The 23,933-nt window shown below is 62.8% G+C and carries 24 protein-coding genes and 2 pseudogenes; 13 read left to right on the top strand and 13 right to left on the bottom strand.

Going from position 1 to position 23,933, the window contains the following annotated elements:
* Positions 1-90: 90 nt before the first annotated feature.
* On the bottom strand, positions 91-720 hold the full coding sequence (locus CXQ81_RS14245; protein WP_053260966.1) for a transcriptional regulator: 630 nt from the start codon (positions 718-720) through the stop codon (positions 91-93).
* 51 nt (positions 721-771) lie between these two features.
* Positions 772-978: pseudogene (locus CXQ81_RS31455) on the bottom strand (LysR family transcriptional regulator); the annotation flags it as partial.
* A gap of 184 nt (positions 979-1,162) precedes the next feature.
* On the opposite strand from CXQ81_RS31455, the gene CXQ81_RS14235 reads away from it, so the two are divergent.
* A complete protein-coding gene (locus CXQ81_RS14235) occupies positions 1,163-2,104 on the top strand; it encodes a polysaccharide deacetylase family protein (protein ID WP_101337552.1) in 942 nt (313 codons plus the stop codon).
* Between the two features lie 193 nt (positions 2,105-2,297).
* Here the strand turns inward: CXQ81_RS14235 and bkdR are convergent, their stop codons facing one another.
* On the bottom strand, positions 2,298-2,786 hold the full coding sequence (gene bkdR, locus CXQ81_RS14230) for a Bkd operon transcriptional regulator BkdR (protein WP_007923098.1): 489 nt from the start codon (positions 2,784-2,786) through the stop codon (positions 2,298-2,300).
* 197 nt (positions 2,787-2,983) lie between these two features.
* Between bkdR and CXQ81_RS14225 the strand changes: the two genes are divergently transcribed.
* The 5 genes from CXQ81_RS14225 (at position 2,984) to CXQ81_RS14205 (ending at position 9,285) form a co-directional block, all read left to right on the top strand.
* Entirely contained in the window at positions 2,984-4,219 is a 1,236-nt protein-coding gene (locus CXQ81_RS14225; protein WP_007923100.1) for a 3-methyl-2-oxobutanoate dehydrogenase (2-methylpropanoyl-transferring) subunit alpha, read from the top strand.
* A 1-nt stretch (position 4,220) separates the two neighbouring features.
* Positions 4,221-5,279 (top strand): alpha-ketoacid dehydrogenase subunit beta, encoded by a 1,059-nt coding sequence (locus CXQ81_RS14220; protein WP_009043319.1) that lies wholly within the window; start codon positions 4,221-4,223, stop codon positions 5,277-5,279.
* Positions 5,280-6,578 (top strand): dihydrolipoamide acetyltransferase family protein, encoded by a 1,299-nt coding sequence (locus tag CXQ81_RS14215; RefSeq protein ID WP_101337551.1) that lies wholly within the window; start codon positions 5,280-5,282, stop codon positions 6,576-6,578. It begins immediately after the preceding gene.
* A gap of 3 nt (positions 6,579-6,581) precedes the next feature.
* A complete protein-coding gene (lpdA, locus tag CXQ81_RS14210; RefSeq protein WP_101337550.1) occupies positions 6,582-7,973 on the top strand; it encodes a dihydrolipoyl dehydrogenase in 1,392 nt (463 codons plus the stop codon).
* A 292-nt stretch (positions 7,974-8,265) separates the two neighbouring features.
* A complete protein-coding gene (locus CXQ81_RS14205; RefSeq protein ID WP_062825447.1) occupies positions 8,266-9,285 on the top strand; it encodes a branched-chain amino acid aminotransferase in 1,020 nt (339 codons plus the stop codon).
* 92 nt (positions 9,286-9,377) lie between these two features.
* On the opposite strand, the gene CXQ81_RS14200 is transcribed toward CXQ81_RS14205, so the two are convergent.
* From CXQ81_RS14200 to CXQ81_RS14175, 6 genes are all read right to left on the bottom strand, one after another.
* Entirely contained in the window at positions 9,378-10,262 is an 885-nt protein-coding gene (locus CXQ81_RS14200) for an N-acetylmuramoyl-L-alanine amidase (RefSeq protein WP_101337549.1), read from the bottom strand.
* 231 nt (positions 10,263-10,493) lie between these two features.
* A complete protein-coding gene (locus CXQ81_RS14195; protein ID WP_101337548.1) occupies positions 10,494-11,291 on the bottom strand; it encodes a transglutaminase family protein in 798 nt (265 codons plus the stop codon).
* Positions 11,288-12,238 (bottom strand): alpha-E domain-containing protein, encoded by a 951-nt coding sequence (locus CXQ81_RS14190; RefSeq protein WP_007925069.1) that lies wholly within the window; start codon positions 12,236-12,238, stop codon positions 11,288-11,290. The genes CXQ81_RS14195 and CXQ81_RS14190 overlap by 4 nt, the downstream gene beginning before the upstream one ends.
* A gap of 3 nt (positions 12,239-12,241) precedes the next feature.
* On the bottom strand, positions 12,242-13,651 hold the full coding sequence (locus tag CXQ81_RS14185) for a circularly permuted type 2 ATP-grasp protein (RefSeq protein WP_007925060.1): 1,410 nt from the start codon (positions 13,649-13,651) through the stop codon (positions 12,242-12,244).
* A 1,064-nt stretch (positions 13,652-14,715) separates the two neighbouring features.
* Entirely contained in the window at positions 14,716-15,213 is a 498-nt protein-coding gene (locus tag CXQ81_RS14180) for an AAA family ATPase (protein WP_101337547.1), read from the bottom strand.
* Positions 15,214-15,284: 71 nt separating this feature from the next.
* A complete protein-coding gene (locus CXQ81_RS14175) occupies positions 15,285-16,058 on the bottom strand; it encodes a helix-turn-helix transcriptional regulator (protein WP_101337546.1) in 774 nt (257 codons plus the stop codon).
* Positions 16,059-16,139: 81 nt separating this feature from the next.
* Between CXQ81_RS14175 and CXQ81_RS14170 the strand changes: the two genes are divergently transcribed.
* From CXQ81_RS14170 to CXQ81_RS14160, 3 genes are all read left to right on the top strand, one after another.
* Positions 16,140-17,282: a cytochrome P450 gene (locus tag CXQ81_RS14170; RefSeq protein ID WP_101337545.1), complete on the top strand. Its 1,143-nt coding sequence runs from the start codon at positions 16,140-16,142 to the stop codon at positions 17,280-17,282.
* A complete protein-coding gene (locus tag CXQ81_RS14165) occupies positions 17,282-17,629 on the top strand; it encodes an antibiotic biosynthesis monooxygenase (protein WP_007925052.1) in 348 nt (115 codons plus the stop codon). The genes CXQ81_RS14170 and CXQ81_RS14165 overlap by 1 nt, the downstream gene beginning before the upstream one ends.
* Before the next feature lie 233 nt (positions 17,630-17,862).
* Entirely contained in the window at positions 17,863-18,837 is a 975-nt protein-coding gene (locus CXQ81_RS14160) for an alpha/beta fold hydrolase (protein WP_101339414.1), read from the top strand.
* A gap of 2 nt (positions 18,838-18,839) precedes the next feature.
* On the opposite strand, the gene dmeF is transcribed toward CXQ81_RS14160, so the two are convergent.
* The 3 genes from dmeF to CXQ81_RS14145 form a co-directional block, all read right to left on the bottom strand.
* On the bottom strand, positions 18,840-19,790 hold the full coding sequence (gene dmeF / locus CXQ81_RS14155) for a CDF family Co(II)/Ni(II) efflux transporter DmeF (protein WP_101337544.1): 951 nt from the start codon (positions 19,788-19,790) through the stop codon (positions 18,840-18,842).
* Positions 19,791-19,804: 14 nt separating this feature from the next.
* Complete coding sequence (locus CXQ81_RS14150; protein WP_037034484.1) at positions 19,805-20,077, bottom strand: metal/formaldehyde-sensitive transcriptional repressor; 273 nt, start codon at positions 20,075-20,077, stop codon at positions 19,805-19,807.
* Between the two features lie 218 nt (positions 20,078-20,295).
* Positions 20,296-20,583, bottom strand: a complete 288-nt coding sequence (locus tag CXQ81_RS14145; RefSeq protein WP_101337543.1) for an FKBP-type peptidyl-prolyl cis-trans isomerase — start codon at positions 20,581-20,583, stop codon at positions 20,296-20,298.
* A gap of 2 nt (positions 20,584-20,585) precedes the next feature.
* Between CXQ81_RS14145 and CXQ81_RS14140 the strand changes: the two genes are divergently transcribed.
* Together CXQ81_RS14140 and CXQ81_RS14135 are read left to right on the top strand one after the other, a co-directional pair.
* Positions 20,586-21,704, top strand: a complete 1,119-nt coding sequence (locus tag CXQ81_RS14140) for a colicin E3/pyocin S6 family cytotoxin (RefSeq protein WP_101337542.1) — start codon at positions 20,586-20,588, stop codon at positions 21,702-21,704.
* 8 nt (positions 21,705-21,712) lie between these two features.
* Complete coding sequence (locus CXQ81_RS14135; RefSeq protein ID WP_053260664.1) at positions 21,713-21,952, top strand: pyocin S6 family toxin immunity protein; 240 nt, start codon at positions 21,713-21,715, stop codon at positions 21,950-21,952.
* Between the two features lie 127 nt (positions 21,953-22,079).
* Here CXQ81_RS14135 and CXQ81_RS14130 read toward each other — a convergent pair whose 3' ends face one another.
* Positions 22,080-22,418, bottom strand: coding sequence for an FKBP-type peptidyl-prolyl cis-trans isomerase (locus CXQ81_RS14130; protein ID WP_101337541.1), 339 nt, complete (start codon positions 22,416-22,418; stop codon positions 22,080-22,082).
* 269 nt (positions 22,419-22,687) lie between these two features.
* On the opposite strand from CXQ81_RS14130, the pseudogene CXQ81_RS14125 reads away from it, so the two are divergent.
* A pseudogene (locus CXQ81_RS14125) lies at positions 22,688-23,359 on the top strand (S-type pyocin domain-containing protein); the annotation flags it as partial.
* Positions 23,360-23,558: 199 nt separating this feature from the next.
* Entirely contained in the window at positions 23,559-23,915 is a 357-nt protein-coding gene (locus CXQ81_RS14120) for a DUF6572 domain-containing protein (protein ID WP_009043303.1), read from the top strand.
* Positions 23,916-23,933: the final 18 nt, after the last annotated feature.

Here is a 23,933-nt window from a genome sequence, read left to right as displayed (position 1 = left end):
GATTGAGGAGGATACGTCTGACGCCGATCGCTTCAATCTACCGATCGGGTCAACGCTGCCCCGTGTGGCCAGGAGCGCATGAGGTGTCTATCACTTCGTATCGCTATACACCGTCGCGCGCGATACGCCGAGGTGTGAAGCCACCGTCTCCATGGCTTTTCTGATGTCCAGCAGACCGCACTCCTTCAGTTCCTGGAGCAGAGCCCTTCGATCGCCTGCCTTCAGGGCACGGGGAGTGGTGGCCATGCGTGCGGCAAACTGATCGATGCGCGCTCGAATCGACTCTGCCCCGCTCGACTCGAGCGACTCATGGGGACGTTCGCCGCTGAAGGCCCCGAACTGATCGAGCATGCCCTGCAGGCTTCTGAACAGGGTCAGGTCGATATTCATACAGAGCGCGGCCACATAACGCCCTGTGGAATCCTTGATGCCAATCGATGTGCTTTTGGCCTGGCGGCCATCTTTGAAATGATTGGGATAATTGGCAATTACCTGGGGATAAGCGGGGTCGGCAATTCGAGCAAGTCCCAACTCGGTAGCGGGATGTCCAACCATCCTGCCGGAAAGATTATTGTGAATAGCCAGAATGGCGTGCTCGGGATCTCGCAGGTCGTGCAGTACCACTTCGCAAAATGGGCTGAAGGTCTGGCTCAAGCCTTCTGCAATTTGCTCCAGCTGACTGATCAGCGCCTGTTGCTCGGGGGTCGTGTTTTTCTTCATAGCGAAGATGTCCAGCAAAGTAGAAGATTTCAATGAGAAGACAATAACAGCCTATGCAGGGCTTTTATCAGTGCCTTGGGCTTTGAATGATTCGCTCGAGAAACAGGCAAGCGCCTGTATTTTACGCGACCTGTTTTTCCTGGTCGGTAGCAGCAGAAGAATCGGAGCGCTCGCAAACGCCCAGTCCGCCAATACGCGGACCCGTGTTCCTTGCGCAATTGAGTCGACCACGGCCCATTGTGAACGGAGAACCAGACCTCGGCTATGGCTCGGTGTGCGACTCAACGGGCAAGCTCATCGCGCTTGAACTTGAACACGCACAGCAAGACCCATCCCGGTTCGATTGGTAAATTTTCTTTAAAGGTGATCTGGCTTCGAGGGGATGTTTCAGGAAAAGGCCTGATGCCAGCCTATCGGCACTTTTTCCTCAAGGAGTGCCACCATGTCCCCCCACAAACACTCGCGCTGGCTCAAGCGCCTGCTCGCCCTCAGCCTGCTGGCGCCGGCCCTGGCGTTCGCCCAGGAGCGTCCTTGGCCGGACGGCTCGCAGCTGGTGCTGTCGTTTTCCATGCAGTTCGAGAGCGGTGGCCAGCCGGAGGGCGCCGAAAGCCCGTTTTCCGGGACCCCGCTGCCCAAGGGTTACCCCGACCTGCCGGCCAACACCTGGTTCGACTACGGCTACAAGGAAGGCCTGTGGCGCCTGCTCGATCTGTGGGACCGCACCGGCATCAAGGTCACCTCCCATGTGGTCGGCGAAGCCGCGCTGAAACACCCGGAGCTGGTCAAGGCCATCGCCGAGCGTGGCCACGAGGTGGCGGCCCACGGCATGCGTTGGGCCGACTCTTACAACATGAGCTACGCCCAGGAAAAACAGTTCATCGGCGATGGCGTGGACGCGGTGCAGAAGCTCACCGGCCAGCGCTCGGTCGGCTACAACGCCAACTGGCTGCGGCGCAGCCCCAACACCCTGAAGGTGTTGCAGGAGCTGAATTTCACCTACCACATCGACGACGTCAGCCGTGACGAACCTTTCGTCACCCTGGTGCGCGGCAAGAAATTCGCCGTGGTGCCCTACACCCTGCGCAACAACGACATCGTGCTGATCGAGGGCCGGCACTTCTCCGCCGAGCAGTTCTACCAGCAGTTGGTGCTGGAATTCGATCGCCTGTACGCCGAAGGCGCGAGCCGGCGGCGGATGATGTCGGTGAGCCTGCACGACCGGATCGGCGGCACGCCGGCGATGGTCGAAGCGGTGGAGCGTTTTATCCGCTACGCCCACTCCCATCCGAAGGTCAGCTTTATGCGCAAGGACCGGATCGCGCAGATCGTGCTGACGGAGAGCAACCCGCTGATCGACAACAGCGAGGCGGCGTATAACGATTGAGGCGTTATGTGTTGAACGAAAGTTCGGTGGGTCGCTCCGGGAGTGGTGGCGACCTGTCGATTGCTATCGCGGGCAAGTCGGATCGCCGCCCGCTCGCTCCTACAGAAGATATGCGTGCTTCTGTAGGAGCGGCCGGTCGACGCTCGATTGCCCGCGATGAGGCCGGTCCCGCCCTGCCCGCCCTCAATAAAGCTCAACTCCCCAGGGTCAAGCCATTGGCCGGCAGCGGCAGCGCGGTCTTGTAGCGCACCTGCTTGAGGGCGAAGCTGGAGCGGATGTTGGCCACGCCGGGGACCTTGGTCAGGAAGTCCATCATGAAGCGCTCCAGGGCCTGGATGGTCGGTACCAGCACGCGGATCAGGTAGTCCGGATCGCCCGCCATCAGGTAGCACTCCATGACTTCCGGGCGGTCGGCGATGGCCTCTTCGAAATGCTGCAGCGCCTCTTCCACCTGCTTCTCCAGGCTGACGTGAATGAACACGTTGACGTGCAGCCCCAGCAGGTCGGCATCCAGCAGGGTCACCTGCTCGCGGATCAGCCCCAACTCCTCCATGGCGCGCACGCGGTTGAAGCACGGGGTGGGCGAAAGGTTCACCGAACGGGCGAGGTCGGCGTTGGTGATGCGGGCGTTCTCCTGGAGGCTGTTGAGAATGCCGATGTCGGTACGGTCCAGTTTGCGCATGAGATAAATCAACCTGTTTTTTATGTTTATGCAGATTTTTTATCTGCAAATCATCCTGAGCGCAACGAAACAGAGATAAATATTCTCCTTGGCCCGGCCTATGATTGTTGTAGGACAAGATTTCCCTTACCCAGGGAATGACTGTCAGCTAAGCGCGCCCACTACAAGAAATTCACAAGATCGAGCGTAGACAAGCCATGACCCAAGCGTACGAACCGCTGCGCCTGCACGTGCCCGAACCCTCAGGCCGTCCCGGTTGCAAAACCGACTTCTCCTACCTGCGTCTGACCGACGCCGGCACGGTGCGCAAACCCCCAATCGATGTGGAACCCGCCGACACCGCCGACCTGGCCCGTGGCCTGATTCGCGTGCTCGACGACCAGGGCAATGCCTTGGGCGAATGGGCCGAAGGCGTGCCGGCCGAGGTCCTGCGCCAGGGCATGCGCGCCATGCTCAAGACCCGGACCTTCGACAACCGCATGGTGGTCGCCCAGCGCCAGAAGAAGATGTCGTTCTACATGCAGAGCCTCGGCGAGGAAGCCATCGGCAGCGCCCAGGCCCTGGCGCTGAACATCGACGACATGTGCTTCCCCACCTACCGCCAGCAAAGCATCCTGATGGCCCGCGACGTGCCGCTGGTGGACATGATCTGCCAGCTGTTGTCCAACGAGCGCGATCCGCTCAAGGGCCGCCAGTTGCCGATCATGTACTCGGTGAAAGAAGCCGGTTTCTTCACCATCTCCGGCAACCTGGCCACCCAGTTCGTGCAAGGCGTGGGCTGGGGCATGGCCTCGGCGATCAAGGGCGATACCAAGATCGCCTCGGCCTGGATCGGCGACGGCGCCACCGCCGAGTCGGACTTCCACACCGCCCTGACCTTCGCCCACGTGTACCGCGCGCCGGTGATCCTCAATGTGGTCAACAACCAGTGGGCGATCTCCACCTTCCAGGCTATCGCCGGCGGTGAAGCCACCACCTTCGCCGGACGCGGAGTGGGTTGCGGCATCGCCTCGCTGCGGGTGGACGGCAACGATTTCATCGCGGTCTACGCCGCGTCCCGCTGGGCCGCCGAACGCGCCCGGCGCAACCTCGGCCCGACCCTGATCGAATGGGTCACCTACCGCGCCGGCCCGCACTCCACCTCCGACGACCCGTCCAAGTACCGCCCGGCCGACGACTGGAGCCACTTCCCCCTCGGCGACCCGATCGCCCGCCTCAAGCAGCACCTGATCAAGATCGGCCAATGGTCCGAAGAGGAACACGCCGCGGTCAGCGCCGAACTGGAAGCCGAAGTCATCGCCGCGCAGAAACAGGCCGAGCAGTACGGCACCCTCGCCGGCGGGCAGATCCCCAGCGCCGCGACCATGTTCGAGGACGTGTACAAGGAAATGCCCGAGCACCTCAAGCGCCAACGCCAGCAACTGGGAATCTGACATGAACGACCACAACAACAATATCCAGTTGGACACCGCCATGACCACGACCACCATGACCATGATCCAGGCCCTGCGCTCGGCCATGGATGTGATGCTAGAGCGTGACGACAACGTGGTGGTGTTCGGCCAGGACGTCGGTTATTTCGGCGGCGTGTTCCGTTGCACCGAGGGCCTGCAGACCAAGTACGGCACCTCGCGAGTGTTCGACGCACCGATCTCGGAAAGCGGCATCGTCGGCGTCGCCGTCGGCATGGGCGCCTACGGCCTGCGCCCGGTGGCGGAAATCCAGTTCGCCGACTACGTCTACCCGGCCTCGGACCAGATCATCTCCGAAGCCGCGCGCCTGCGGTATCGCTCCGCCGGCCAGTTCACCGCCCCCATGACCCTGCGCATGCCCTGCGGCGGCGGCATCTACGGCGGCCAGACCCACAGCCAGAGCATCGAGGCGATGTTCACCCAGGTTTGCGGCCTGCGCACCGTGATGCCATCCAACCCCTACGACGCCAAGGGCCTGCTGATCGCCTCCATCGAAAACGATGACCCGGTGATCTTCCTCGAGCCCAAGCGCCTGTACAACGGCCCGTTCGACGGCCACCACGACCGCCCGGTAACCCCCTGGTCGAAACACCCCTCGGCCCAGGTGCCGGACGGCTACTACAAGGTGCCGCTGGACGTCGCCGCCATCGCCCGCCCGGGCAAGGACGTCACCGTGCTGACCTACGGCACCACGGTGTATGTCTCGCAAGTGGCCGCCGAGGAAACCGGGATCGACGCCGAGGTCATCGACCTGCGCAGCCTGTGGCCGCTGGACCTGGAAACCATCGTCAAGTCGGTGAAAAAGACCGGCCGCTGCGTGGTGGTCCACGAAGCCACCCGCACCTGCGGGTTCGGCGCCGAGCTGGTGTCGCTGGTGCAAGAACACTGCTTCCACCACCTGGAAGCGCCTATCGAACGCGTGACCGGTTGGGACACCCCCTACCCGCACGCGCAGGAATGGGCGTATTTCCCTGGCCCGTCCCGAGTGGGCGCGGCTTTGCAACGGGTCATGGAGGTCTGAATGGGCACGCACGTAATCAAGATGCCGGACATCGGCGAAGGCATCGCAGAAGTAGAACTGGCGCAGTGGCACGTCAAGGTCGGCGACCTGGTGGTCGAGGACCAGGTGCTGGCCGACGTCATGACCGACAAGGCCATGGTCGATATCCCCTCCCCGGTGCACGGCAAGGTCCTATCCCTGGGCGGCCAGCCCGGCGAAGTGATGGCGGTGGGCAGTGTGTTGATCAGCATCGAGGTCGAAGGCGCCGGCAACCTCAAGGCATCCGATCAGCTGGTCAAGGAACCCGCGGCTATTAAAGAAGCAGCACCCGCGGTAGCAGCGCCCAAGGTCGAGGCCGCGCCAGTGGTCGAAAGCAAACCCGCCGCCGCTTGCCGCCCCGCGCCACAGGCGCCCCAAATGCCGGTAGCCCGCGACGCCGACGAGCGCCCGCTGGCCTCCCCGGCCGTGCGCAAGCATGCGCTGGACCTGGGCATCCAGCTGCGCCTGGTGCAGGGCAGCGGTCCGGCCGGCCGCATCCTCCACGAAGATCTGGACGCCTACCTGGCCCAGGGCAATCAGCGCGCCCAGAGCGGCTCGGCGCCGTCCGGCTATGCCCAGCGTCATGACGAGGAACAGATCCCGGTGATCGGCATGCGCCGCAAGATCGCCCAGCGCATGCAGGAAGCCACCCAGCGCGCCGCCCACTTCAGTTATGTCGAGGAAATCGACGTCACCGCCGTGGAAGAACTGCGCGCGCACCTCAATGAAAAACACGGCGCCACCCGCGGCAAGCTGACCCTGTTGCCATTCCTGGTGCGGGCCCTGGTCGTGGCCCTGCGCGACTTCCCACAGATCAACGCGCGTTACGACGACGAAGCCCAGGTCATCACCCGCCACGGCGCGGTGCATGTCGGGGTGGCCACGCAAAGCGACGTCGGCCTGATGGTGCCGGTGGTGCGCCACGCCGAAGCCCGCAGCCTGTGGGACAGCGCCGCGGAGATCGCGCGCCTGGCTACAGCCGCGCGCAGCGGCAAGGCGGCCCGCGACGAACTGTCCGGCTCGACCATCACCCTCACCAGCCTCGGCGCCCTGGGCGGCATCGTCAGCACGCCGGTGCTGAACCTGCCGGAAGTGGCGATCGTCGGGGTGAACAAGATCGTCGAACGGCCAATGGTGATCAAAGGCCAGATCGTGGTCCGCAAGATGATGAACCTCTCCAGCTCCTTCGATCACCGGGTGGTCGACGGCATGGACGCGGCGCTCTTCATCCAGGCCATTCGCGGCCTGCTCGAACAACCCGCCAGCCTGTTTCTGGAGTAACTCATGCAACAGACTCTGAACACTACCTTGCTGATCATCGGCGGTGGCCCTGGCGGCTATGTGGCGGCGATCCGCGCCGGCCAGCTGGGCATCTCGACCATCCTGGTGGAAGGCCAGGCGCTGGGTGGCACCTGCCTGAACATCGGCTGCATCCCGTCCAAGGCGCTGATCCATGTCGCCGAGCAGTTCCAGCAGACCCGCCATCACAGCCAGGGCTCGGCCCTGGGCATCAACGTCTCGGCGCCGACCCTGGACATCGGCAAGAGCGTGGAATGGAAGGACGGCATCGTCGACCGCCTGACCACCGGCGTCGCCGCACTGCTGAAAAAGCACAAGGTCCAGGTGATCCATGGCTGGGCCAAGGTCGTCGATGGCAAGACCGTGGACATCGAAGGCGCCGACACCCGCATCCAGTGCGAGCACCTGCTGCTGGCCACCGGTTCGAAAAGCGTCAACCTGCCGATGCTGCCGCTTGGCGGGCCGATCATCTCCTCCACCGAAGCCCTGGCGCCCAGGGCCCTGCCCAAGCGCTTGATCGTGGTCGGCGGCGGCTATATCGGCCTGGAGCTGGGCATCGCCTACCGCAAGCTCGGCGCCGAGGTCAGCGTGGTCGAGGCCCAGGAACGCATCCTGCCGGCCTATGACAGCGAACTGACCCAGCCGGTGCTCGAATCGGTGAAGCAACTGGGGATCAAGCTCTACCTCAAGCACAGCGTCGAAGGCTTCGATGCCGGGACCCACACCTTGCAGGTGCGCGACCCCAACGGCGACAGCCTGCAGCTGGAAACCGACCAGGTGCTGGTGGCGGTCGGGCGCAAGCCGAACACCCAGGGCTGGAACCTCGAAGCGCTGAACCTGGAGATGAACGGCTCGGCCCTGCGCATCGACAAGCGCTGCCAGACCAGCATGCGCAATGTCTGGGCGATCGGCGACCTCGCCGGCGAACCGATGCTCGCGCACCGGGCCATGGCCCAGGGCGAGATGGTCGCCGAGCTGATCGCCGGCCAGCATCGGGAATTCAACCCGACGGCCATTGCCGCGGTGTGCTTCACCGACCCGGAACTGGTGGTGGTCGGCAAGACCCCGGACGAGGCCAAGGCCGCCGGCCTGGACTGCATCGTGTCGAGCTTCCCGTTCGCCGCCAACGGCCGCGCCATGACCCTGGAATCGAAAAGCGGTTTCGTGCGGGTGGTGGCACGCCGTGACAATCACCTGATTGTCGGCTGGCAGGCGGTGGGCGTCGGCGTGTCCGAGCTGTCCACGGCCTTCGGCCAGTCCCTGGAAATGGGCGCGCGCCTGGAAGATATCGCCGGCACCATCCACGCCCACCCGACCCTGGGCGAGGCGGTGCAGGAAGCGGCATTGCGGGCCCTGGGCCACGCCTTGCATCTGTAAACGCCACACCGGGAGGCAACACCCTGTAGCCGCTGCCGCAGGCTGCGATAAGGCCCGCAGGGCCTTCAAGGATCTCAAGAGCACGTCCTCTTCGAGGCCGATCGCAGCCTTCGGCAGCGGCTACAGGGCGCTCCACAGGACGACAGGAGGGTTCATGAGCAGCTGGTTTTTTTGCTGCCCCTCCCATCGCCCGGGATGCGGTTCCCCCCCGGAATGCAGTATTGTTGTGCCCATCCAAAAAACGTCAGAAGCCTTGAGCCGTTGCGACGGTTGTTAAGCGATAGAGGGTGTCATGGGTAACGAAAGCATCAATTGGGACAAGCTGGGTTTTGACTACATCAAGACAGACAAGCGCTATCTGTCGCACTGGCGGAACGGCGAGTGGGACACAGGCACCCTGACCGAAGATAACGTGCTGCACATCAGCGAAGGCTCCACCGCCCTTCACTATGGCCAGCAGTGCTTCGAAGGCCTGAAGGCCTACCGCTGCAAGGACGGTTCGATCAACCTGTTCCGCCCGGACCAGAACGCCGCCCGCATGCAGCGCAGCTGCGCGCGCCTGCTGATGCCACAGGTGTCCACCGAGCAGTTTGTCGAAGCGTGCAAGCAAGTGGTACGCGCCAACGAACGCTTCATCCCGCCTTACGGCACCGGCGGCGCGCTGTACCTGCGCCCGTTCGTGATCGGCGTGGGTGACAACATCGGCGTGCGCACCGCCCCCGAGTTCATCTTCTCGATCTTCGCCATTCCGGTCGGCGCCTACTTCAAGGGCGGCCTGACCCCGCACAACTTCCTGATCTCCACCTACGATCGCGCGGCGCCACAGGGCACCGGCGCGGCCAAGGTCGGTGGCAACTACGCCGCCAGCCTGATGCCAGGTTCGGAAGCCAAGAAGAAGCACTTCGCCGACTGCATCTACCTGGACCCGCTGACGCACTCGAAGATCGAGGAAGTCGGTTCGGCCAACTTCTTCGGCATCACCTTTGATAACAAATTCGTCACGCCGAAGTCGCCGTCGGTACTGCCGGGCATCACTCGCCTGTCGCTGATCGAACTGGCCAAGACCCGCCTGGGCCTGGAAGTGATCGAAGGCGACGTGCTGATCGACAAGCTGTCGGACTTCAAGGAAGCCGGCGCCTGCGGTACCGCCGCGGTGATCACGCCGATCGGCGGCATCGAGTACCAGGACAAGCTGCACGTGTTCTACAGCGAAAAAGAAGTCGGTCCGATCACCCAGAAGCTCTACAAAGAGCTGACCGGGGTACAGACCGGCGACGTCGAAGCGCCAGCCGGCTGGATCGTCAAGGTCTGACCTGACGCCCCCGGCAGCAAAAAGCCCGCCTTTCACTTGCGTGATCGGCGGGCTTTTTCATGGTGGCCACACGGTTCTGAAAACCTGTGCCCCTAGCCGAGAGCCGCCACTTCCGGCGGCAGCAGAATGGCGCTCGCCTTGTCCTTGCCGTGATATTTGTCGATCAGGGAAAACAAGATGGCCGCTGTGCGGATATCCACGATCCCGCTGACATTCTCCTGGTTGAAGCGCATCTGGAAGGCTTCCACCACCCTTTCCGGTTGTTGGTCCAGATAGCCATAACCATAGGTTTGCAGCGCCTTCGTGACTTGGACCATGCTCGGCGGCGACACGCTGAAGCGAGTCAGGTAGTCGTCGAGGGTGCGCTCGTCGGGCCAGGCGCCAATGCCGGCTTCGGCAAGCCGTTTCCAGGGAAAGAACGGCCCCGGATCGATCTTGCGCCCGGGGGCGATATCCGAGTGCCCGACGATGTCCGTCGGCTGTATGTCGTACTTCCTGACCAGGTCCCGGGTCAGGCTGATCAGCAGTTCTATCTGGCGCTCGTTGTAGGGCTCGCCCAGCAACTGACCGGTGTCCTGGTCCCAGCCCGCGTTGACGATCTCGATCCCGAGCGAGGTGTCATTCAGGTTGCTGCGGTTCTTCCACTGGCTCACTCCCGCATGCCAGGACCGGTCGTGGTCATCGACCAACTGGTCGGCCACCGGCAGGCCCTTGTAGGTCTTCGGCCGGTCGGGAATCAGGTAGTTGGCGCTGACGTGTTCCGATCGCGTCAGCGTTTCGAAGGACTGCGCCTGATCGAGCGCGGTGTAGTGCAGGACCAGGAAACGGATCCGATGGTTCTTCGCCACCGCCCTTTCGCCTTTCGAAAGGACGTAACCGTCTTTCTCCGTGAGCCTGGCCTCGGAGGTGTCTTGGTGGCTGCTGGTACAACCGGTCATCGCCAGCAAGAGGCTTAAGACCGTGGTGTATTTCTTCATGACTTGCCCTTGAACGTTGCTTTCCTTTCCCCGCCTGGCTTGCTGCGTTGCAGGCCTGCGGAGCGGCGCATGCTAGGGACCGAGAGGAAAGACTGTCTTTAGGAAAAGTCCGAAAGTCGCTGAGAAAGTCCGACGACAGAGAGCACAGATGATGGGCCGCGCAGGGCTACTGCGCCCCAAGGGGTGGGCATGCCGGGGCCGGCATGCCCGATAGTGCGGGAAAGGTCGCGGCTACTGGTGCTGGACCTGGAACATCGAGTTCACCTGGACCCGCGCCAGCATGTGTTCGGCGCCACCGCCGCGACGCATGCCGCGCACCGGGCAGGCGTCGAGGTAGTCGAGGCCGACCGCCAGCTTCAGGTGCCGTTCCGGCCGCGCCAGGCGGTTGGTCACGTCGAAGCTGTACCAGCCGCCGTCGATCCAGGCCTCCGCCCAGGCGTGGCTGGCCAGGTGGCTTTCGTCTTCGGTGCACAGGTAACCGGAGACATAACGCGCGGGAATCCCCAGGCCGCGGGCGCAGGCCAGGAACGCATGGGTGTGGTCCTGGCAGACCCCGACCCGGCCGGCGAAAGCCTCGGCCGCGGTGGTGTCCACCGTGGTCGCGCCCGGGCTGTAGACCATGTGCGCAGCCAGGGCATGCATCAGCTCGATCAGCGCCGCGCGGTCGCGCCGGGTGCCGCAGTGCTGCGCGGCAAAGGCGCCGAGGGCCGCGTCGGCCTTGGTCAACGGGCTGCTGCGCAGGAACGGCAGCGGCGACTGGCTGTCGTGTTCCACCTCCCGGGCCTGGTCGATTTCCACCTGGCCATAGGCGCTCAGGACCAGGGCGCCATGGGGTTCGTCCATGGTCAGCACATGCAGGATATTGCCGTAGGGATCGAGCTGGCTGCGCACCAGGCGCGGCAGTTCCAGGTGCCACTCGAGGATGTGCTGGCGCTCGCTGTTCTGCGGGGTCAGGCGCAGGAACTGGATGCTGGTGCAGACTTCGTCGGCGTAGCTGTAGGTGGTGTCGTGGCGTATGGAAAGTTTCATACAACCTCCAGATAGGATTCGTGGACGGTCTGCCCCAGGTGACGGATCTGCGCGATGAAATCGCTCAGCCACAGGTGCAGGCCCGACGCGAGGATCTCGTCGATCCCGGTGTAACGCAGGCGCGCATTCAGCTCGGCGGCCAGGCGCTGAGCCGGACGGCCGTTGTTGCCCGGCAGGCTGGCGAGGATCTGGTCCAGTTCCTCGACGCAGGCATGCAGCGAGCGTGGTACGTCGGCGCGCAACAGCAGCATCTCGGACACCTGCTCGGCCCCCGGCGCGTTGCGGTAGATCTCGTTGAACGCCTCGAACGAGGACAAGGCGCGAAGCAAGGCGCTCCACTGGTAGTAGCCGCGGGCCGAGTTGTCGCTGACCTCCTCCGACTCCTCGCCGAACATTTCGTAGCGCGCATCCAGCAGGCGCAGGGTGTTGTCGGCCCGCTCGATAAAGGTGCCCAGGCGAATGAAGCAATAGGCGTCGTTGCGCATGATGGTGCCCGAGGTCGCGCCACGGAACAGGTGCGAACGCTCCTTGACCCACTCGCAGAAATGGCTGATGCCGTAGCGCCCCAGGCCGCTCTTGGCGATGTTGCGCATCTCCAGCCAGGTGGCGTTGATGTTTTCCCACATGTCGGCGGTGATGCGCCCGCGCACCGCGTGGGCGTTGGTCCGCGCCGCCCGCAGGCAGCAATAGATACTGCCGGGATTGGTCTCGTCGAGGGCGAAGAAATGCAGCATGCGTTCGGTGTTCAGCTCGCCGTAACGCTGGTTGTAGTCGTCCAGGGTGCCGGCGGCCAGCAGCGACATCGCCAGCTCGGCATGGCCGTCGCTACGCCCCGCCTGGGGCATCAGCGACAGCGAGTAACTGACTTCGAGCATGCGCGCCAGGTTCTCGGCGCGCTCCAGGTAACGGGACATCCAGTAGAGGTCTGCAGCGGTTCTTGAAAGCATCGGTCAATCCTCCACGACCCAGGTGTCTTTGGTGCCGCCGCCCTGCGACGAGTTCACCACCAGCGAGCCTTCGCGCAAGGCCACGCGGGTCAGGCCGCCCGGCACCAGGCGGGTTTCGCTGCCCGACAGGACGAACGGACGCAGGTCGATATGCCGCGGGGCGATGCCGTTCTCGACAAAGGTCGGGCACGTCGACAGGCACAGGGTGGGTTGGGCGATATAGGCCTCGGGGCGGGCCTTGAGCCGGGCGCGGAAGTCTTCGATCTCCGCCGCGGTGGCCGCCGGCCCCACCAGCATGCCGTAGCCGCCGGAGCCCTGGGTTTCCTTGACCACCAGGTCCGGCAGGTTGGCCAGTACGTGGGACAGTTCCTCGGGTTTGCGACATTGCCAGGTCGGCACGTTCTTCAGGATCGGTTCCTCGCTCAGGTAGAAGCGGATCATCTCGTCGACATAGGGGTAGATCGACTTGTCGTCCGCCACCCCGGTGCCCACCGCGTTGGCCAGCACCACGTTGCCGGAACGGTAGGCGGCGATCAGCCCGGGCACGCCGAGCATGGAATCGGGGTTGAACGACAAGGGGTCGAGGAAGGCGTCGTCGAGGCGCCGGTAGATCACGTCCACCGCCTGGGCACCGGAGGTGGTGCGCATGAATACGCGGTCGTCGCGCACGAACAGGTCGGCGCCTTCCACCAGTTCCACGCCCATCTCCCGGGCCAGGAACGCATGCTCGAAATAGGCGCTGTTGAACCGTCCCGGGGTCAGCACCACCACCGTCGGGTTGTCCAGCGGGCTGGAGCTTTTCAGGGTATCGAGCAGCAGGTTCGGGTAGTGGTCGATGGGCGCCACGCGCTGCGCGGCGAAGAGTTCGGGGAACAGGCGCATCATCATCTTGCGGTCTTCGAGCATGTAGCTCACGCCGCTGGGGGTGCGCAGGTTGTCTTCCAGCACGTAGTAGCTGCCGTCGCCGTCGCGCACCAGGTCGACGCCGGAGATGTGCGAATAGATATTGCGGTGCAAATCCAGGCCGCGCATCGCCACCTGGTAACCCTCGTTGGCCAGCACCTGCTCGGCCGGGATGATGCCCTCCTTGAGAATGCGTTGCCCGTGGTAGATATCGGCCAGGAACAGGTTCAGGGCCTGGACCCGCTGGATGCAGCCGCGCTCGACGTTCCGCCATTCGCTGGCCTTGATGCTGCGCGGGATGATGTCGAAGGGAATCAGCCGTTCAGTGCCTTGCTCGTCACCGTACAACGTGAAGGTGATGCCAGCGCGGTGGAACAGCAGGTCGGCTTCGCGCCGACGCTGGTCCAGCAGCTCCACGGGGGTGTCCGCCAGCCAGCGGGCGAACTCCTGGTAATGTGGGCGGCAGCCACCACTCGCATCATACATTTCGTTAAAAAAAGCACGGGACATACCCCAACTCCTCGCCGTGGTTTAAACGGCTTTTTTATTTAAACTCTCTGTTTCAATAAATCGGGCCTTACGCTGTGCGATAGAAACTGTTCTGTTGAGCACCTCATTGTGCGGCTTGAATATTCCGCTCGATGCTGGCGGAAATACCCCCACTTATTGACGCCAGTTGTCTGGCGAAACTTCCCGTATGGATTTTCGGCAATGGAGCGCCCGCGATGACGTCCATTGGTTGTGGAACTCGTCACCTCCTTTTTCGTTTTAATGTGAACTTTCAATCTGAAAGTTTTCCGAAACTTCGACAGCACCCTTCACTGGAATCCGAAGGCTGTTTATCTGCTGTAGCAATCGCTGTGCCCAAACCCCGCCTCCTTGCGAATAAAGTCCCCAAGGGTGAAAAAACACCCGCTTGACGGCATTTTTCACTCAACCACGGGGCCCCACCCCCGGTTGACGCTGAAACGTTTTATCCGGAAAGCCGCCTGAACGGCTTTGCACAACACTGGCGCGAACGAAAAAAGTGCAGAAACTGTCGAGGAAGGTTTTTTTGCCCTGACACGGGGATTTTTGGCAAAGCAGCTGTTATCACTTTGCACAAAGCAAGAGTTGACGCGGCCTGCCGAGAGAAAGAACAGCGCACCATTAGCGGTCCGGAAAACGCACCAACGGCGAACGAAACACCCAATAGCGCCAACTATTGGCGCAATTTCAGCTTTTCGCCAGCGCTAGTTTGTAAAAGTGTCGGACAGGATTGAACCGGTCATTTCCGACTGTGCACGGTTCGCGCCCGAAGGAATAACGTTCGCCGACGTTATCCGCCAAAGTCTTCATTCCACTTTTTATTGATTCAGTACAATCAGCCAGGATTTATCGCCGCCCTACCCCCACCACCGAACCTGTAGGAGCGCAGCTTGCTCGCGATGCAGGCACCACGGTGAATCAGGCACGCCGCCATCGCGAGCAAGCTCGCTCCTACAGGGATTCGCGGATAAATAGCTACTCGCACACAGCGTAAAATGTGTAGGAGCCAGCTTGCTGGCGATCCAGGCGCCGCGGTGGGTCAGGTACTACAAGGTTTCCAGGTGTTCGACGATGATCCGCACCGCCTCCGCCGGCGACGACAGCGAACTGTCCAGCATCAAGCGCTCGCCGCTCCAGGCCTGGTAATCGTGATCGAGCACCGACTGCCAGCTGGGTGAGCGCAACCCGGGCACATCCGCCTCACGGTTTTCCACCCGCCGCCGATGCTCGGCGATATCGGTGCAGACCACCTCGATGTTGAGCAGCGGGCTCTGCTCGGCCTTGGCGATGCCCTGCCAGGCCTGGCGGCTCTCGGCGACCGGATTGACGCAATCGGCCACCACCCGGTTGCCCAGGGCCAGGTTGCTGCGGGCCAGGGCATTGGCGATGTCGTACCCGGCCTTGCCGACTTCCGCCAGCCCGCCGTTGCGCAGTGCCTGCTCGATGTTGTCGATGCGCAGGTAGGTGGCCCGCAGATGGCTGGCCAGGGCCCGGGCGATGGTGGTCTTGCCGCTGCCGGGCAGGCCACTGAAGACGATGAGCATAGGCAGAACTCCAGGCAAAGCGATGCATTCGGAGGCTGACGACAACGCCAGCCATGGGTTTGTGGACCGGCCTATGAAGCCTGGGTAACGGCCGGCCGCCCCGGTTTGGCAGTGTTCCCGACACGCCGGGCCGGGCTGTCCGGTTCTTCGAGCTGGACGTCGAACCGACTGGCGATCTCCTTGCGCCCCAGGGCGGTCAAGCCCAGCGCCCGGCTGTCCAGGTCCTGGGTCAGCCATTTGCGCCGGATCGCCTCCTGCAACAACGCCGCCCCCAGCGCCCCGCCCAGGTGCGGGCGGCGCATGCTCCAGTCCAGGCACGGGCAGGCAAAGCGCCGGCGCAGGCTGGCCAGAGCTTGCACATCGATGCCCAGCCCAACAAAAAACCCTTCGCCGGCCGGGCTCAGAACGTACTCCTGGGCGCCCTCCTGCGGCGCCTGCAACCAGCCGGCCTCGAGCAGGCGGTCATGCAGCTGCACCGCCAGGGTGCCGGCCATATGGTCGTAGCAGGTGCGGGCGAACTGCAGGCGGTCCGGAGTGCGTGGGCTGAACGCGGGTGTGGCGTTGCGGCCGATCACCATCAGCGCTTCCAGGGCCTGGGCCACGCGCTTGTCGGCGAGGCTGTAGTAACGATGGCGGCCCTGCACATGCAGGCGCACCAGGGCCAGTTCCTTGAGCTTGCCCAGGTGCGCGCTGGCGGTGGAGGCGCTGACATCGGCGATCGCCGCCAGCTCGGTGCTGGTGCGCGCGTGGCCGTCCATCAGCGCGCAGAGCATTTTCGTCCGCGCCGGCTCGGCAATGGCCGCGGCGACCTGGGATACGGCGTTGTCGTGCTGCTGTGCATTCATATTTCGCTCCCGAACGAATCGTGCCCCTCGCAGGTTGCCGATAGTAGCAACACTTCTCCCCCGCGAATAAGGCCGCCCATCATGGACCCGATCACCGCCGTCACCCACGTCGATCCCTACCCTTACTACGCCAGCCTGCGGGCCCGGGGCGGGCTGGCCTTCGACCCCGGACTGGGGATGTGGCTGGCCAGCAGCGCCGCAGCGGTGGCCGCGGTGCTGGCCCATCCCGAGTGTCGGGTACGTCCTGCGCACGAGCCAGTGCCGCGGGCGATAGTCGACGGCGCCGCCGGTCAAGTATTCGGCCACCTGATGCGGATGAACGACGGTGAGCGCCAGCGTTGCCCCCGGGCCGCCATCGAGCCGGGCCTGCAACAGGTGCATGCCGAGGAAGTCAGCCAGCGGGTCGCCGCCCTGCTGCTGGGCCTGCCAAGCGATACCGCGGCCAGGCTGCATGACTGCCAGTTCCACCTGCCGGTGGCGGTGGTCGCCGGGCTGCTGGGCTTTGCCGCGCATCAGTTGCCTGCAATTGCCGGGCTGACCCGGGACTTTGTCGCCTGCCTGTCGCCAGCCAGCGACCGGGCACAACGGGATACCGCCCACCGGGCAGCCGGACAGCTGACTCGACGCTTTGAGGTTCTGCTCGATCAGCCGCCCGTCAGCCCGCTATTGCAACGGATCGTCGCAGGCTTCGACGCTCAAGATCGCGACAGCCTGATCGCCAACCTGATCGGCCTGTTGTCCCAGACCTTCGAAGCCAGCGCCGGGCTGATCGGCAATACCCTCTGCGCCCTGCTGGGCGATCGCCGGTTGCTCGCGGACCTGCGGGCGGCCCCTGAGCGGGTCGCCGACCTGTTGGCCGAAGTGCAGCGCCACGATCCGCCGGTGCAGAACACCCGGCGCTTCGTCGCCGCCCCTTGCAGCGTCGCCGGGGTGACGCTGGAGCCCGGCGCAGTGGTGCTGTTGCTGCTGGCCTCGGCCAATCGCGACCCGCAGTTGAACCCGCAGCCGGATCGCCTGCTGCTCGAACGCGAGGCGCGGCGCAGTTTCAGCTTTGGCAGCGGTCGCCACCAATGCCCCGGCCAAGAGTTGGCCCTGGCCATCGCCAGCGCGGTGGTCGGTGCGCTGCTGCGGCAATCGACCCTCGACCAGCCCATAACCTGGACTTACAAACCCTCGCTCAACGGGCGCATCCCCTTGTTCACTAGCCTGCCGGAGTCGCACTGATGATCGCCGTGATATTCGAAGCCCTGCCCCGCCCGGAACATCGCCAGCGTTACCTGGACATCGCCGCCGCGCTAAAACCGCTGCTGCTGGAGATCGACGGCTTCATTTCCATCGAACGTTTCCAGAGCCTGAGCGAGCCGGACAAGCTGCTGTCCCTGTCGTTCTGGCGCGACGAGCAAGCGGTGGAAGCCTGGCGCACCCTGGAACGCCATCGCACGGCCCAGGCCCTGGGGCGGACCGAGGTGTTCGCCGACTACCGGCTGCGGGTCGCCGAGGTGGCGCGCGACTACGGGCTGACCCGGCGCGAGCAGGCGCCGGCGGACAGCCGCCGGGCCCATGCCGGGTAACACTGCTGGGCGCCTATTCGAACAATGAATGGTGCTCAGAGGGTCATCGGGCTTCTGCTAGGGTCTGTACGAAAAGTCGGCGAGCGAAGGTCAGGCAAGGCAAAAACAGGCGAGGAAGCGGAGTGTAGGGGCCTACATGAGCATTCCGAGCCTGTTTTTAACGCAGCATGGCCGAGCGCAGCCACTTTTCGTACAGAGCCCAGGGTCAGGCCTGGACCTCGGAGGACAAGCTCATGAGCCAGATCACCCAACATGCCCTGAAGCTCAATGGCATCGAATTGCACCTGCATGCCGCCGGCCCGCTGGACGGCCCGCCGGTGTGGCTGCTGCATGGGTTTCCCGAGTGCTGGTATTCGTGGCGCCGGCAGGTCGCGCCGCTGACGGCCGCCGGCTACCGGGTGCTGATCCCGCAGATGCGCGGCTACGGCGACAGCAGCGCCCCCGAGGAGGTGGCGGCCTATGACGTGCTGACCCTGTGCGCCGATATCCAGCAGGCGATGGATGCCCTGGGCCAGGAGCAGGCCTGCATCGTCGGTCACGACTGGGGCGCGGTGGTGGCCTGGCACCTGGCGCTGCTGGAGCCGCAGCGGGTCAAGGCCCTGGTGACCCTGTCGGTGCCGTTCGCCGGCCGCCCGAAACGCCCGGCCGTGGAGATCATGCGCGAGCTGTTCGCCGAGCGTTTCAACTACATCCTGTACTTCCAGGAACCCGGCATCGCCGAGCGGGAACTGGACGCCGACATCGACCGCAGCCTGCTGCATTTCATGCACGACTGCGAACACCTGCTGGATGAAAAAAGCCCGTCGGCCCAGCTGTTCGAGGGCATGCCTGCGCGTCACGCACCGCCCGCCTGGTGCACGCCGGAGGATTTTGCGGTGTACCGGCGCACCTTTGCAGGGCGAGGTTTTCGCGGCGCCTTGAACTGGTACCGCAACTTCGAGCGCAACTGGCAACGGACCGAACACCTGGGCGAATGCCAGGTGAGCCAACCCACCCTGTTCATGATCGGCGACCGCGACCCGGTGGGCCAGCTGGAAGCCCGCACGATGGAGCGCATGCCCGGCAAGGTGCCGCGCCTGGAACAGCATCGACTGGCGGATTGCGGGCACTGGATCCAGAGTGAAAAGGCCGCAGAGGTCAATCTGCGGCTGCTGGACTTTCTTGGGAGAAACTACCCCTGCCCGCCTACGGTGCAGACAGGGGCCTAGCGTTACAGGCTGCGATATTCGAGGGTGAGGTGCGACAGTTCGTGGACCGGCGCCAGGCGCTGGCGGATGGTTTCGGCGCTGACACCAGCGGCCGCCACCACACTGACAATCGCCGCCCGCGCCTGCGGGCCGACCTGCCACACATGCAGGTCGGTGATACGCGCATCGCCGGCGGCTTCCACCGACTGGCGAATCTCGCCGGCCAGTTGTTCGTCCGTGGTGTCGAGCAGCACCGCCGCGCTGGACTTCATCAGGCTATACGCCCAACGGGCGATCACCACCGCGCCAACGATGCCCATCACCGGGTCGAGCCAGACCCACCCCAGGTAACGCCCCGCCAGCAACGCGGCGATGGCCAGGACCGAGGTCAGGGCATCGGCCAGCACATGGACGTAGGCCGAGCGCAGGTTGTTGTCGTGGTGATGGCCGTGCCCGTGTGAATGCTCGTGCGGATGCTCATGAGCCTGCTGATGAACGTGGCCGTGATGGGCGTGACCGCCGGAAAGCAGCAAGGCACTGACGATGTTCACCAGCAGCCCGGCCACGGCGATCACGGTCGCCTCGGTGAAGGCCACCTGGGTCGGCTGCAACAGCCGCAGCAACGACTCGCCGGCAATGCCGATGGCCACCAGGCCGAGGATCAGCGCCGAGGCGAACCCCGCCAGGTCGCCGACCTTGCCGGTGCCGAAGCTGAAACGCGCATTGTCGGCATTGCGCCGGGCAAAACCGTAGGCCGCCGCCGCGATGCCCAGGGCCCCGGCGTGGGTCGCCATATGGAAACCATCGGCGAGCAAGGCCATGGAACCGGTGAGATAACCGGCGGCGATTTCGCCAATCATCATGACGAAGGCCAGCGCCACCACCCACAGCGTGCGACGGGCGTTTTCATCGTGGGCGGCACCGAGGAAGTGGTGGTCGTGGGTCAAGCCTGCCGCGGGCAAGGTCGGGCGCATGGTGTGGCCTCCGGTCAGGAATAACGGCGAATGGCTGCGAGCAGTTCGTTCACGCCCTTGGCCCGTTCGGCATCGCTGAGTTCAGGATGGGCCACATGCTCCAGGGCATGGGCCTCGATGATTTCCCCCATCAGGCCGTTGATCGCGCCCCGGGTGGCCGCCACCAGGTGCAGGGTCTTGGCGCACTCCGCGCCGGACTCCAGGGCCCGCTCCACGGCCTGCATCTGGCCCTGGATGCGCCGGACCCGTTTGAGCAGATCGTCTTTCTGTGCGTGCGTGTGCGACATACCCATACCCCCTATACCTATATGACGCTTATCCTGGCCAATGCCACGGGCCCACGCAAGGGCTTGATGACACCGGTCGTCCGCCACTGCATGTCGATCACCCACGGCCCAGCCCCGCCAGGCGAAGCACGGAGACACGATTTCAAGGAGGGATTTACCGAAGAGGACCGTGAAGGCAGCCAGATCAGACAGCGCCTCGACCTGGCCAGTACGCGGGATCAATCGTCGCGGGTCAGGACTTCCAGCAGCTCGATCTCGAACACCAGATTGGCGTTCGGCGGGATCTTGCCCATCGACCGCTCGCCATAACCCAGGTGCGCCGGCACCAGCAGCTTGCGCTTGCCGCCGACCTGCATGCCCATCAGGCCCTGGTCCCAGCCACCATTTTTCAGATTGTCCCTACAGACCTCCATAACCGAATCCACTAGCGTCCCTAAGCCAACTGCAAATGCTCTTCGCTCCCCTCTGACGGGGGCTTTCTTTATGGACAATGTGGACGCGAACACGGATGAGTGGCTACGTACCGAACGCCCCGAAGGGCTATCGCAACAAGGGTGTGGAACCCGTCGATCTTGGCGCCCAACGCTGGGCGCAATACCCGGACCTGCCACCGAAGACACAAGACAAGCCTGCCACCATGGGTTGTGTCTTTGCCAAAAGTTGCAACCTGCCTGACGGTGTGATCGATCACAAGAACCCGGCCGGATTTGTGCCTGTTGAGAAGCTGGCTGATTACGGGCTATGGGCTGTATTAGCTACCGGGACTGCAATCACAGCGCAAGGCGCCTCTCTTCAATTGGTGGGCGGGTCTGCCGCTGGCAGCGCCATTGCCAAACGTCTTGGCGGATCACTTTTACTCACACTGCTAGAAAGTGCCGGAACCGTCGCGGCTGGCGCTGTTGGGGGCACAATTGCCCTGTTGATACCAAACACCAACATTTCACCTGACAGTGCTTTCTATAAGAAGGAGCAATACGCCACGCTTGATGCTGGCCGCACTCGTGTGCGAGTCAATGTAAAGACCTTGCCGGACGGCTCCGTTAGCGCTTATGGGTTCTACACAGGCGGTAAAACGGACTGGGAAAATGTTCCAGTCATCGAAGCTAAGAAGGACGGCGAAAACTACGTCGCAGACATCGGTAACGGGATTGGACTCACTTGGACGCCAGCGGCGAGCCCTGACAGTGCCCTAGGTATTCCTGCTCTGGAAGGTGCCCCGCAACTACCACCTGTGTGGGTTTACCCTCCCAATGAGCAGGCCGATAAGATACTGCTCAACCCAGTGCATCCGCCCGACTACCAAGACGCGATTATCTGGTTTCCCAGCACCGATGTTCAGCCGATTTATATTTCGCTGAGCGTTCCGGGAGACCATAGCTATTATCCACCACCTAAAAACCTGACAGCTTTTCCTGACGCGGTAAGAGCGGATTCTAAAACCAGGGTTCAGGGCGGGGGGGCAATGCGTAAACGCTGGAAGGATCGTAAAGGCCGTATTTATGAGTGGGACAGCCAGCATGGCGCGGTCGAAATATACGATAAACAAGGGAAGCATCTTGGCGAATTCGCCCCTGAAACGGGTGAGCAGACCAAGCCTGCCAAACCCGGTCGAACAGTAGAAAGATAGAGGTACTTATGTACTTGTGTATTACCGGCTTTTTGCTCAACAGCACAGAAGATGACTCGCTCAAATATGAGCTTGATGTAGACAGCATCTATAACAAGCAAATTGTAGAAACTCTCGGCCATACCAGCCTTAACGCCATGGCGGAAGGCGAATGGCTGCTAACCAATGAGCAAATAACAGCACTATCAGAAATCATAGGGCAAACACTCCCAACTGATTTGAAACTGTACATTGGCGTTGAAACATAGGGACATATTTTCTAGCCCCACCCGCGCGCCAGAGAATCGATACACGTTTACAAGAGCGTGAGTTTTCAGACCAGAAAGCGTAACGCGCCCAGGTCAGGCAGAGCCCCGGCCTGGGCGATGGGCGAAATCAGTCGTCGCGGGTCAGGACTTCCAGCAGCTCGATCTCGAACACCAGATTGGAGCTCGGCGGGATCTTGCCCATCGACCGCTCGCCATAACCCAGGTGCGCCGGCACCAAGAGCTTGCGCTTACCGCCGACCTGCATGCCCATCAGGCCCTGGTCCCAGCCTTTAATTACCCGTCCGGTGCCAATCACGCACTGGAACGGCTTGCCGCGCTCCCAGGACGAATCGAAGGGCGTGCCGTCTTCCAGGAAACCGCGGTACTGGGTGGTGATCAAAGCGCCCTTGACCACCGCCTTGCCCTCGCCCACTTCGATATCGATCACCTGCAACGAATCGCTCATCCACTCACTCTCTATTGACGGCAGCCGGCAGTGGCTACCGAAGGTGCGGAAAATAGCAAATTTTCGCCCTCGCGACCTGTAAGGCATGCTCCTGGAGGGGGCTGAGGCAGAGCACATTATCGATGCCTCCTGGCCCAGCCACCATCTTTCAGATTGTCCCTACAGACCCTCCATAGCCAAATCCAATAGCGTCCCTAAGCCAACTGCGAATGCTCTTCGCTCCCCCTCCGACGGGGGCTTCTTTATGGACAATGTGGACGCAAACGCGGATGGGTGGCTACGCACCGAACGCCCCGAAGGGCTATCGCAACAAGGGGGTAGAGCCCGTCGATCTGGGCGCCCAACGCTGGGCGCAATACCCGGACCTGCCACCGAAGGCAGAAGCCAAGCCCCAGACAGCTGGGTGCACTTTTACCAAACCCTGCAAGCTCCCTGATGGGGTCATCAACTACGCCAGCTCCGCCATTCCCACCGATGCCATCAGCGAATACGGGCAGCTCGTTTTGCTGGGCGGACGCGAAGCGGATGCAACAGGGAAAATCCCTCTCCAGCAAATCAGTGGTCACGCGTTACCTGCTGCACTTGGAACACTTCTATTAGGTGGAGTGGCTGCTACTGCTGGTACTGCTACAGGGGTTGGCACTGGAGCCGGTGCTGGAATCAGCACGGGTACTGCGGCAACAGGCGCGAGTGCGGGTACCACGTTTTTTACCACGGGTGTTATTGCAGGTGGATTGGCGGGCATAGCCGCATTGCTCTGGCCATCGAGCTTGGGCGACAGCAGCCTGTACACACCCGAACAGCTCAAAGCGCTCAAGGAAGGCCGCACACGTGTCCGGTTGCACATAGAACAGCAGGCTGACGGCACGCTGAAAGGCTATGGATACAACACTGAGAAGCGCAGCGACTGGGAAATGATCCCTGTTGCCCGGTTCGAGGCTGGCGAAATCTCATGTGTTGAATGCAAATCTTCTGAAATCGCACCATTGACCAAAAACCAGAAAAAGGCTTTCCCGGAAATTGAGAAAACCGGTGCGACCGTTGTAGGCAAAGGTAAACCCGGCTTCCCCGGAGGCACCACTATTCCACCCACCAGAGTCGAAATCATCCGACCTGACCCGGCCCTCTGAGGGAACAGACATGTCCATCGTAGACACGAAAGTCGTAGATATTATTGCAGTGCCAGAGTGGGAACCCGATAACGTGATTCTGGTTATCACGGACCACCTTGAATGGGGTGATAAAACCCAACAAGGTGAACACCTATTATTGCTGCAAGAGAAGATCAACACTTACATCGCGTTCATCGAAAGCGGTGAAATCCTAGAGAGCTATCCACCATCCAAAGACAAAGCCCCCATCATTCGTATCAACGGTCTGTACGAACTACCAGAACAAGGCGAACTCTTCATTGACCGCGTTACCGAGGTGCTGAAAGACGTTGGTATCGGGCTAGAGTTCATCCTTAAAGCGGATGAAAAAATACGCAACATGTGAACAAGGGCCACGCCCAAA

Origin of the sequence: Pseudomonas sp. 09C 129 (genome assembly GCF_002843625.1) — a bacterium.
Taxonomy (GTDB): Bacteria; Pseudomonadota; Gammaproteobacteria; order Pseudomonadales; family Pseudomonadaceae; genus Aquipseudomonas; species Aquipseudomonas chlororaphis.
This window is presented reverse-complemented; position numbering and strand designations above follow the sequence as displayed.

Excerpts from the sequence above, each read along its gene's own strand:
- CXQ81_RS14135 (WP_053260664.1), top strand. The coding sequence starts at position 21,713 with ATGTACTTGTGTATTACCGGCTTTTTGCTCAACAGCACAGAAGATGAC.
- CXQ81_RS14190 (WP_007925069.1), bottom strand. The coding sequence starts at position 12,238 with ATGCTTTCAAGAACCGCTGCAGACCTCTACTGGATGTCCCGTTACCTG.
- dmeF (WP_101337544.1), bottom strand. The coding sequence starts at position 19,790 with ATGCGCCCGACCTTGCCCGCGGCAGGCTTGACCCACGACCACCACTTC.
- CXQ81_RS14170 (WP_101337545.1), top strand. The coding sequence starts at position 16,140 with ATGGACCCGATCACCGCCGTCACCCACGTCGATCCCTACCCTTACTAC.
- CXQ81_RS14185 (WP_007925060.1), bottom strand. The coding sequence starts at position 13,651 with ATGTCCCGTGCTTTTTTTAACGAAATGTATGATGCGAGTGGTGGCTGC.
- CXQ81_RS14180 (WP_101337547.1), bottom strand. The coding sequence starts at position 15,213 with ATGCTCATCGTCTTCAGTGGCCTGCCCGGCAGCGGCAAGACCACCATC.
- CXQ81_RS14215 (WP_101337551.1), top strand. The coding sequence starts at position 5,280 with ATGGGCACGCACGTAATCAAGATGCCGGACATCGGCGAAGGCATCGCA.
- CXQ81_RS14205 (WP_062825447.1), top strand. The coding sequence starts at position 8,266 with ATGGGTAACGAAAGCATCAATTGGGACAAGCTGGGTTTTGACTACATC.
- CXQ81_RS14235 (WP_101337552.1), top strand. The coding sequence starts at position 1,163 with ATGTCCCCCCACAAACACTCGCGCTGGCTCAAGCGCCTGCTCGCCCTC.
- lpdA (WP_101337550.1), top strand. The coding sequence starts at position 6,582 with ATGCAACAGACTCTGAACACTACCTTGCTGATCATCGGCGGTGGCCCT.
- CXQ81_RS14245 (WP_053260966.1), bottom strand. The coding sequence starts at position 720 with ATGAAGAAAAACACGACCCCCGAGCAACAGGCGCTGATCAGTCAGCTG.
- CXQ81_RS14120 (WP_009043303.1), top strand. The coding sequence starts at position 23,559 with ATGTCCATCGTAGACACGAAAGTCGTAGATATTATTGCAGTGCCAGAG.
- CXQ81_RS14160 (WP_101339414.1), top strand. The coding sequence starts at position 17,863 with ATGAGCCAGATCACCCAACATGCCCTGAAGCTCAATGGCATCGAATTG.
- CXQ81_RS14130 (WP_101337541.1), bottom strand. The coding sequence starts at position 22,418 with ATGAGCGATTCGTTGCAGGTGATCGATATCGAAGTGGGCGAGGGCAAG.
- CXQ81_RS14140 (WP_101337542.1), top strand. The coding sequence starts at position 20,586 with ATGAGTGGCTACGTACCGAACGCCCCGAAGGGCTATCGCAACAAGGGT.
- CXQ81_RS14220 (WP_009043319.1), top strand. The coding sequence starts at position 4,221 with ATGAACGACCACAACAACAATATCCAGTTGGACACCGCCATGACCACG.
- CXQ81_RS14175 (WP_101337546.1), bottom strand. The coding sequence starts at position 16,058 with ATGAATGCACAGCAGCACGACAACGCCGTATCCCAGGTCGCCGCGGCC.
- bkdR (WP_007923098.1), bottom strand. The coding sequence starts at position 2,786 with ATGCGCAAACTGGACCGTACCGACATCGGCATTCTCAACAGCCTCCAG.
- CXQ81_RS14225 (WP_007923100.1), top strand. The coding sequence starts at position 2,984 with ATGACCCAAGCGTACGAACCGCTGCGCCTGCACGTGCCCGAACCCTCA.
- CXQ81_RS14195 (WP_101337548.1), bottom strand. The coding sequence starts at position 11,291 with ATGAAACTTTCCATACGCCACGACACCACCTACAGCTACGCCGACGAA.
- CXQ81_RS14200 (WP_101337549.1), bottom strand. The coding sequence starts at position 10,262 with ATGAAGAAATACACCACGGTCTTAAGCCTCTTGCTGGCGATGACCGGT.
- CXQ81_RS14150 (WP_037034484.1), bottom strand. The coding sequence starts at position 20,077 with ATGTCGCACACGCACGCACAGAAAGACGATCTGCTCAAACGGGTCCGG.
- CXQ81_RS14165 (WP_007925052.1), top strand. The coding sequence starts at position 17,282 with ATGATCGCCGTGATATTCGAAGCCCTGCCCCGCCCGGAACATCGCCAG.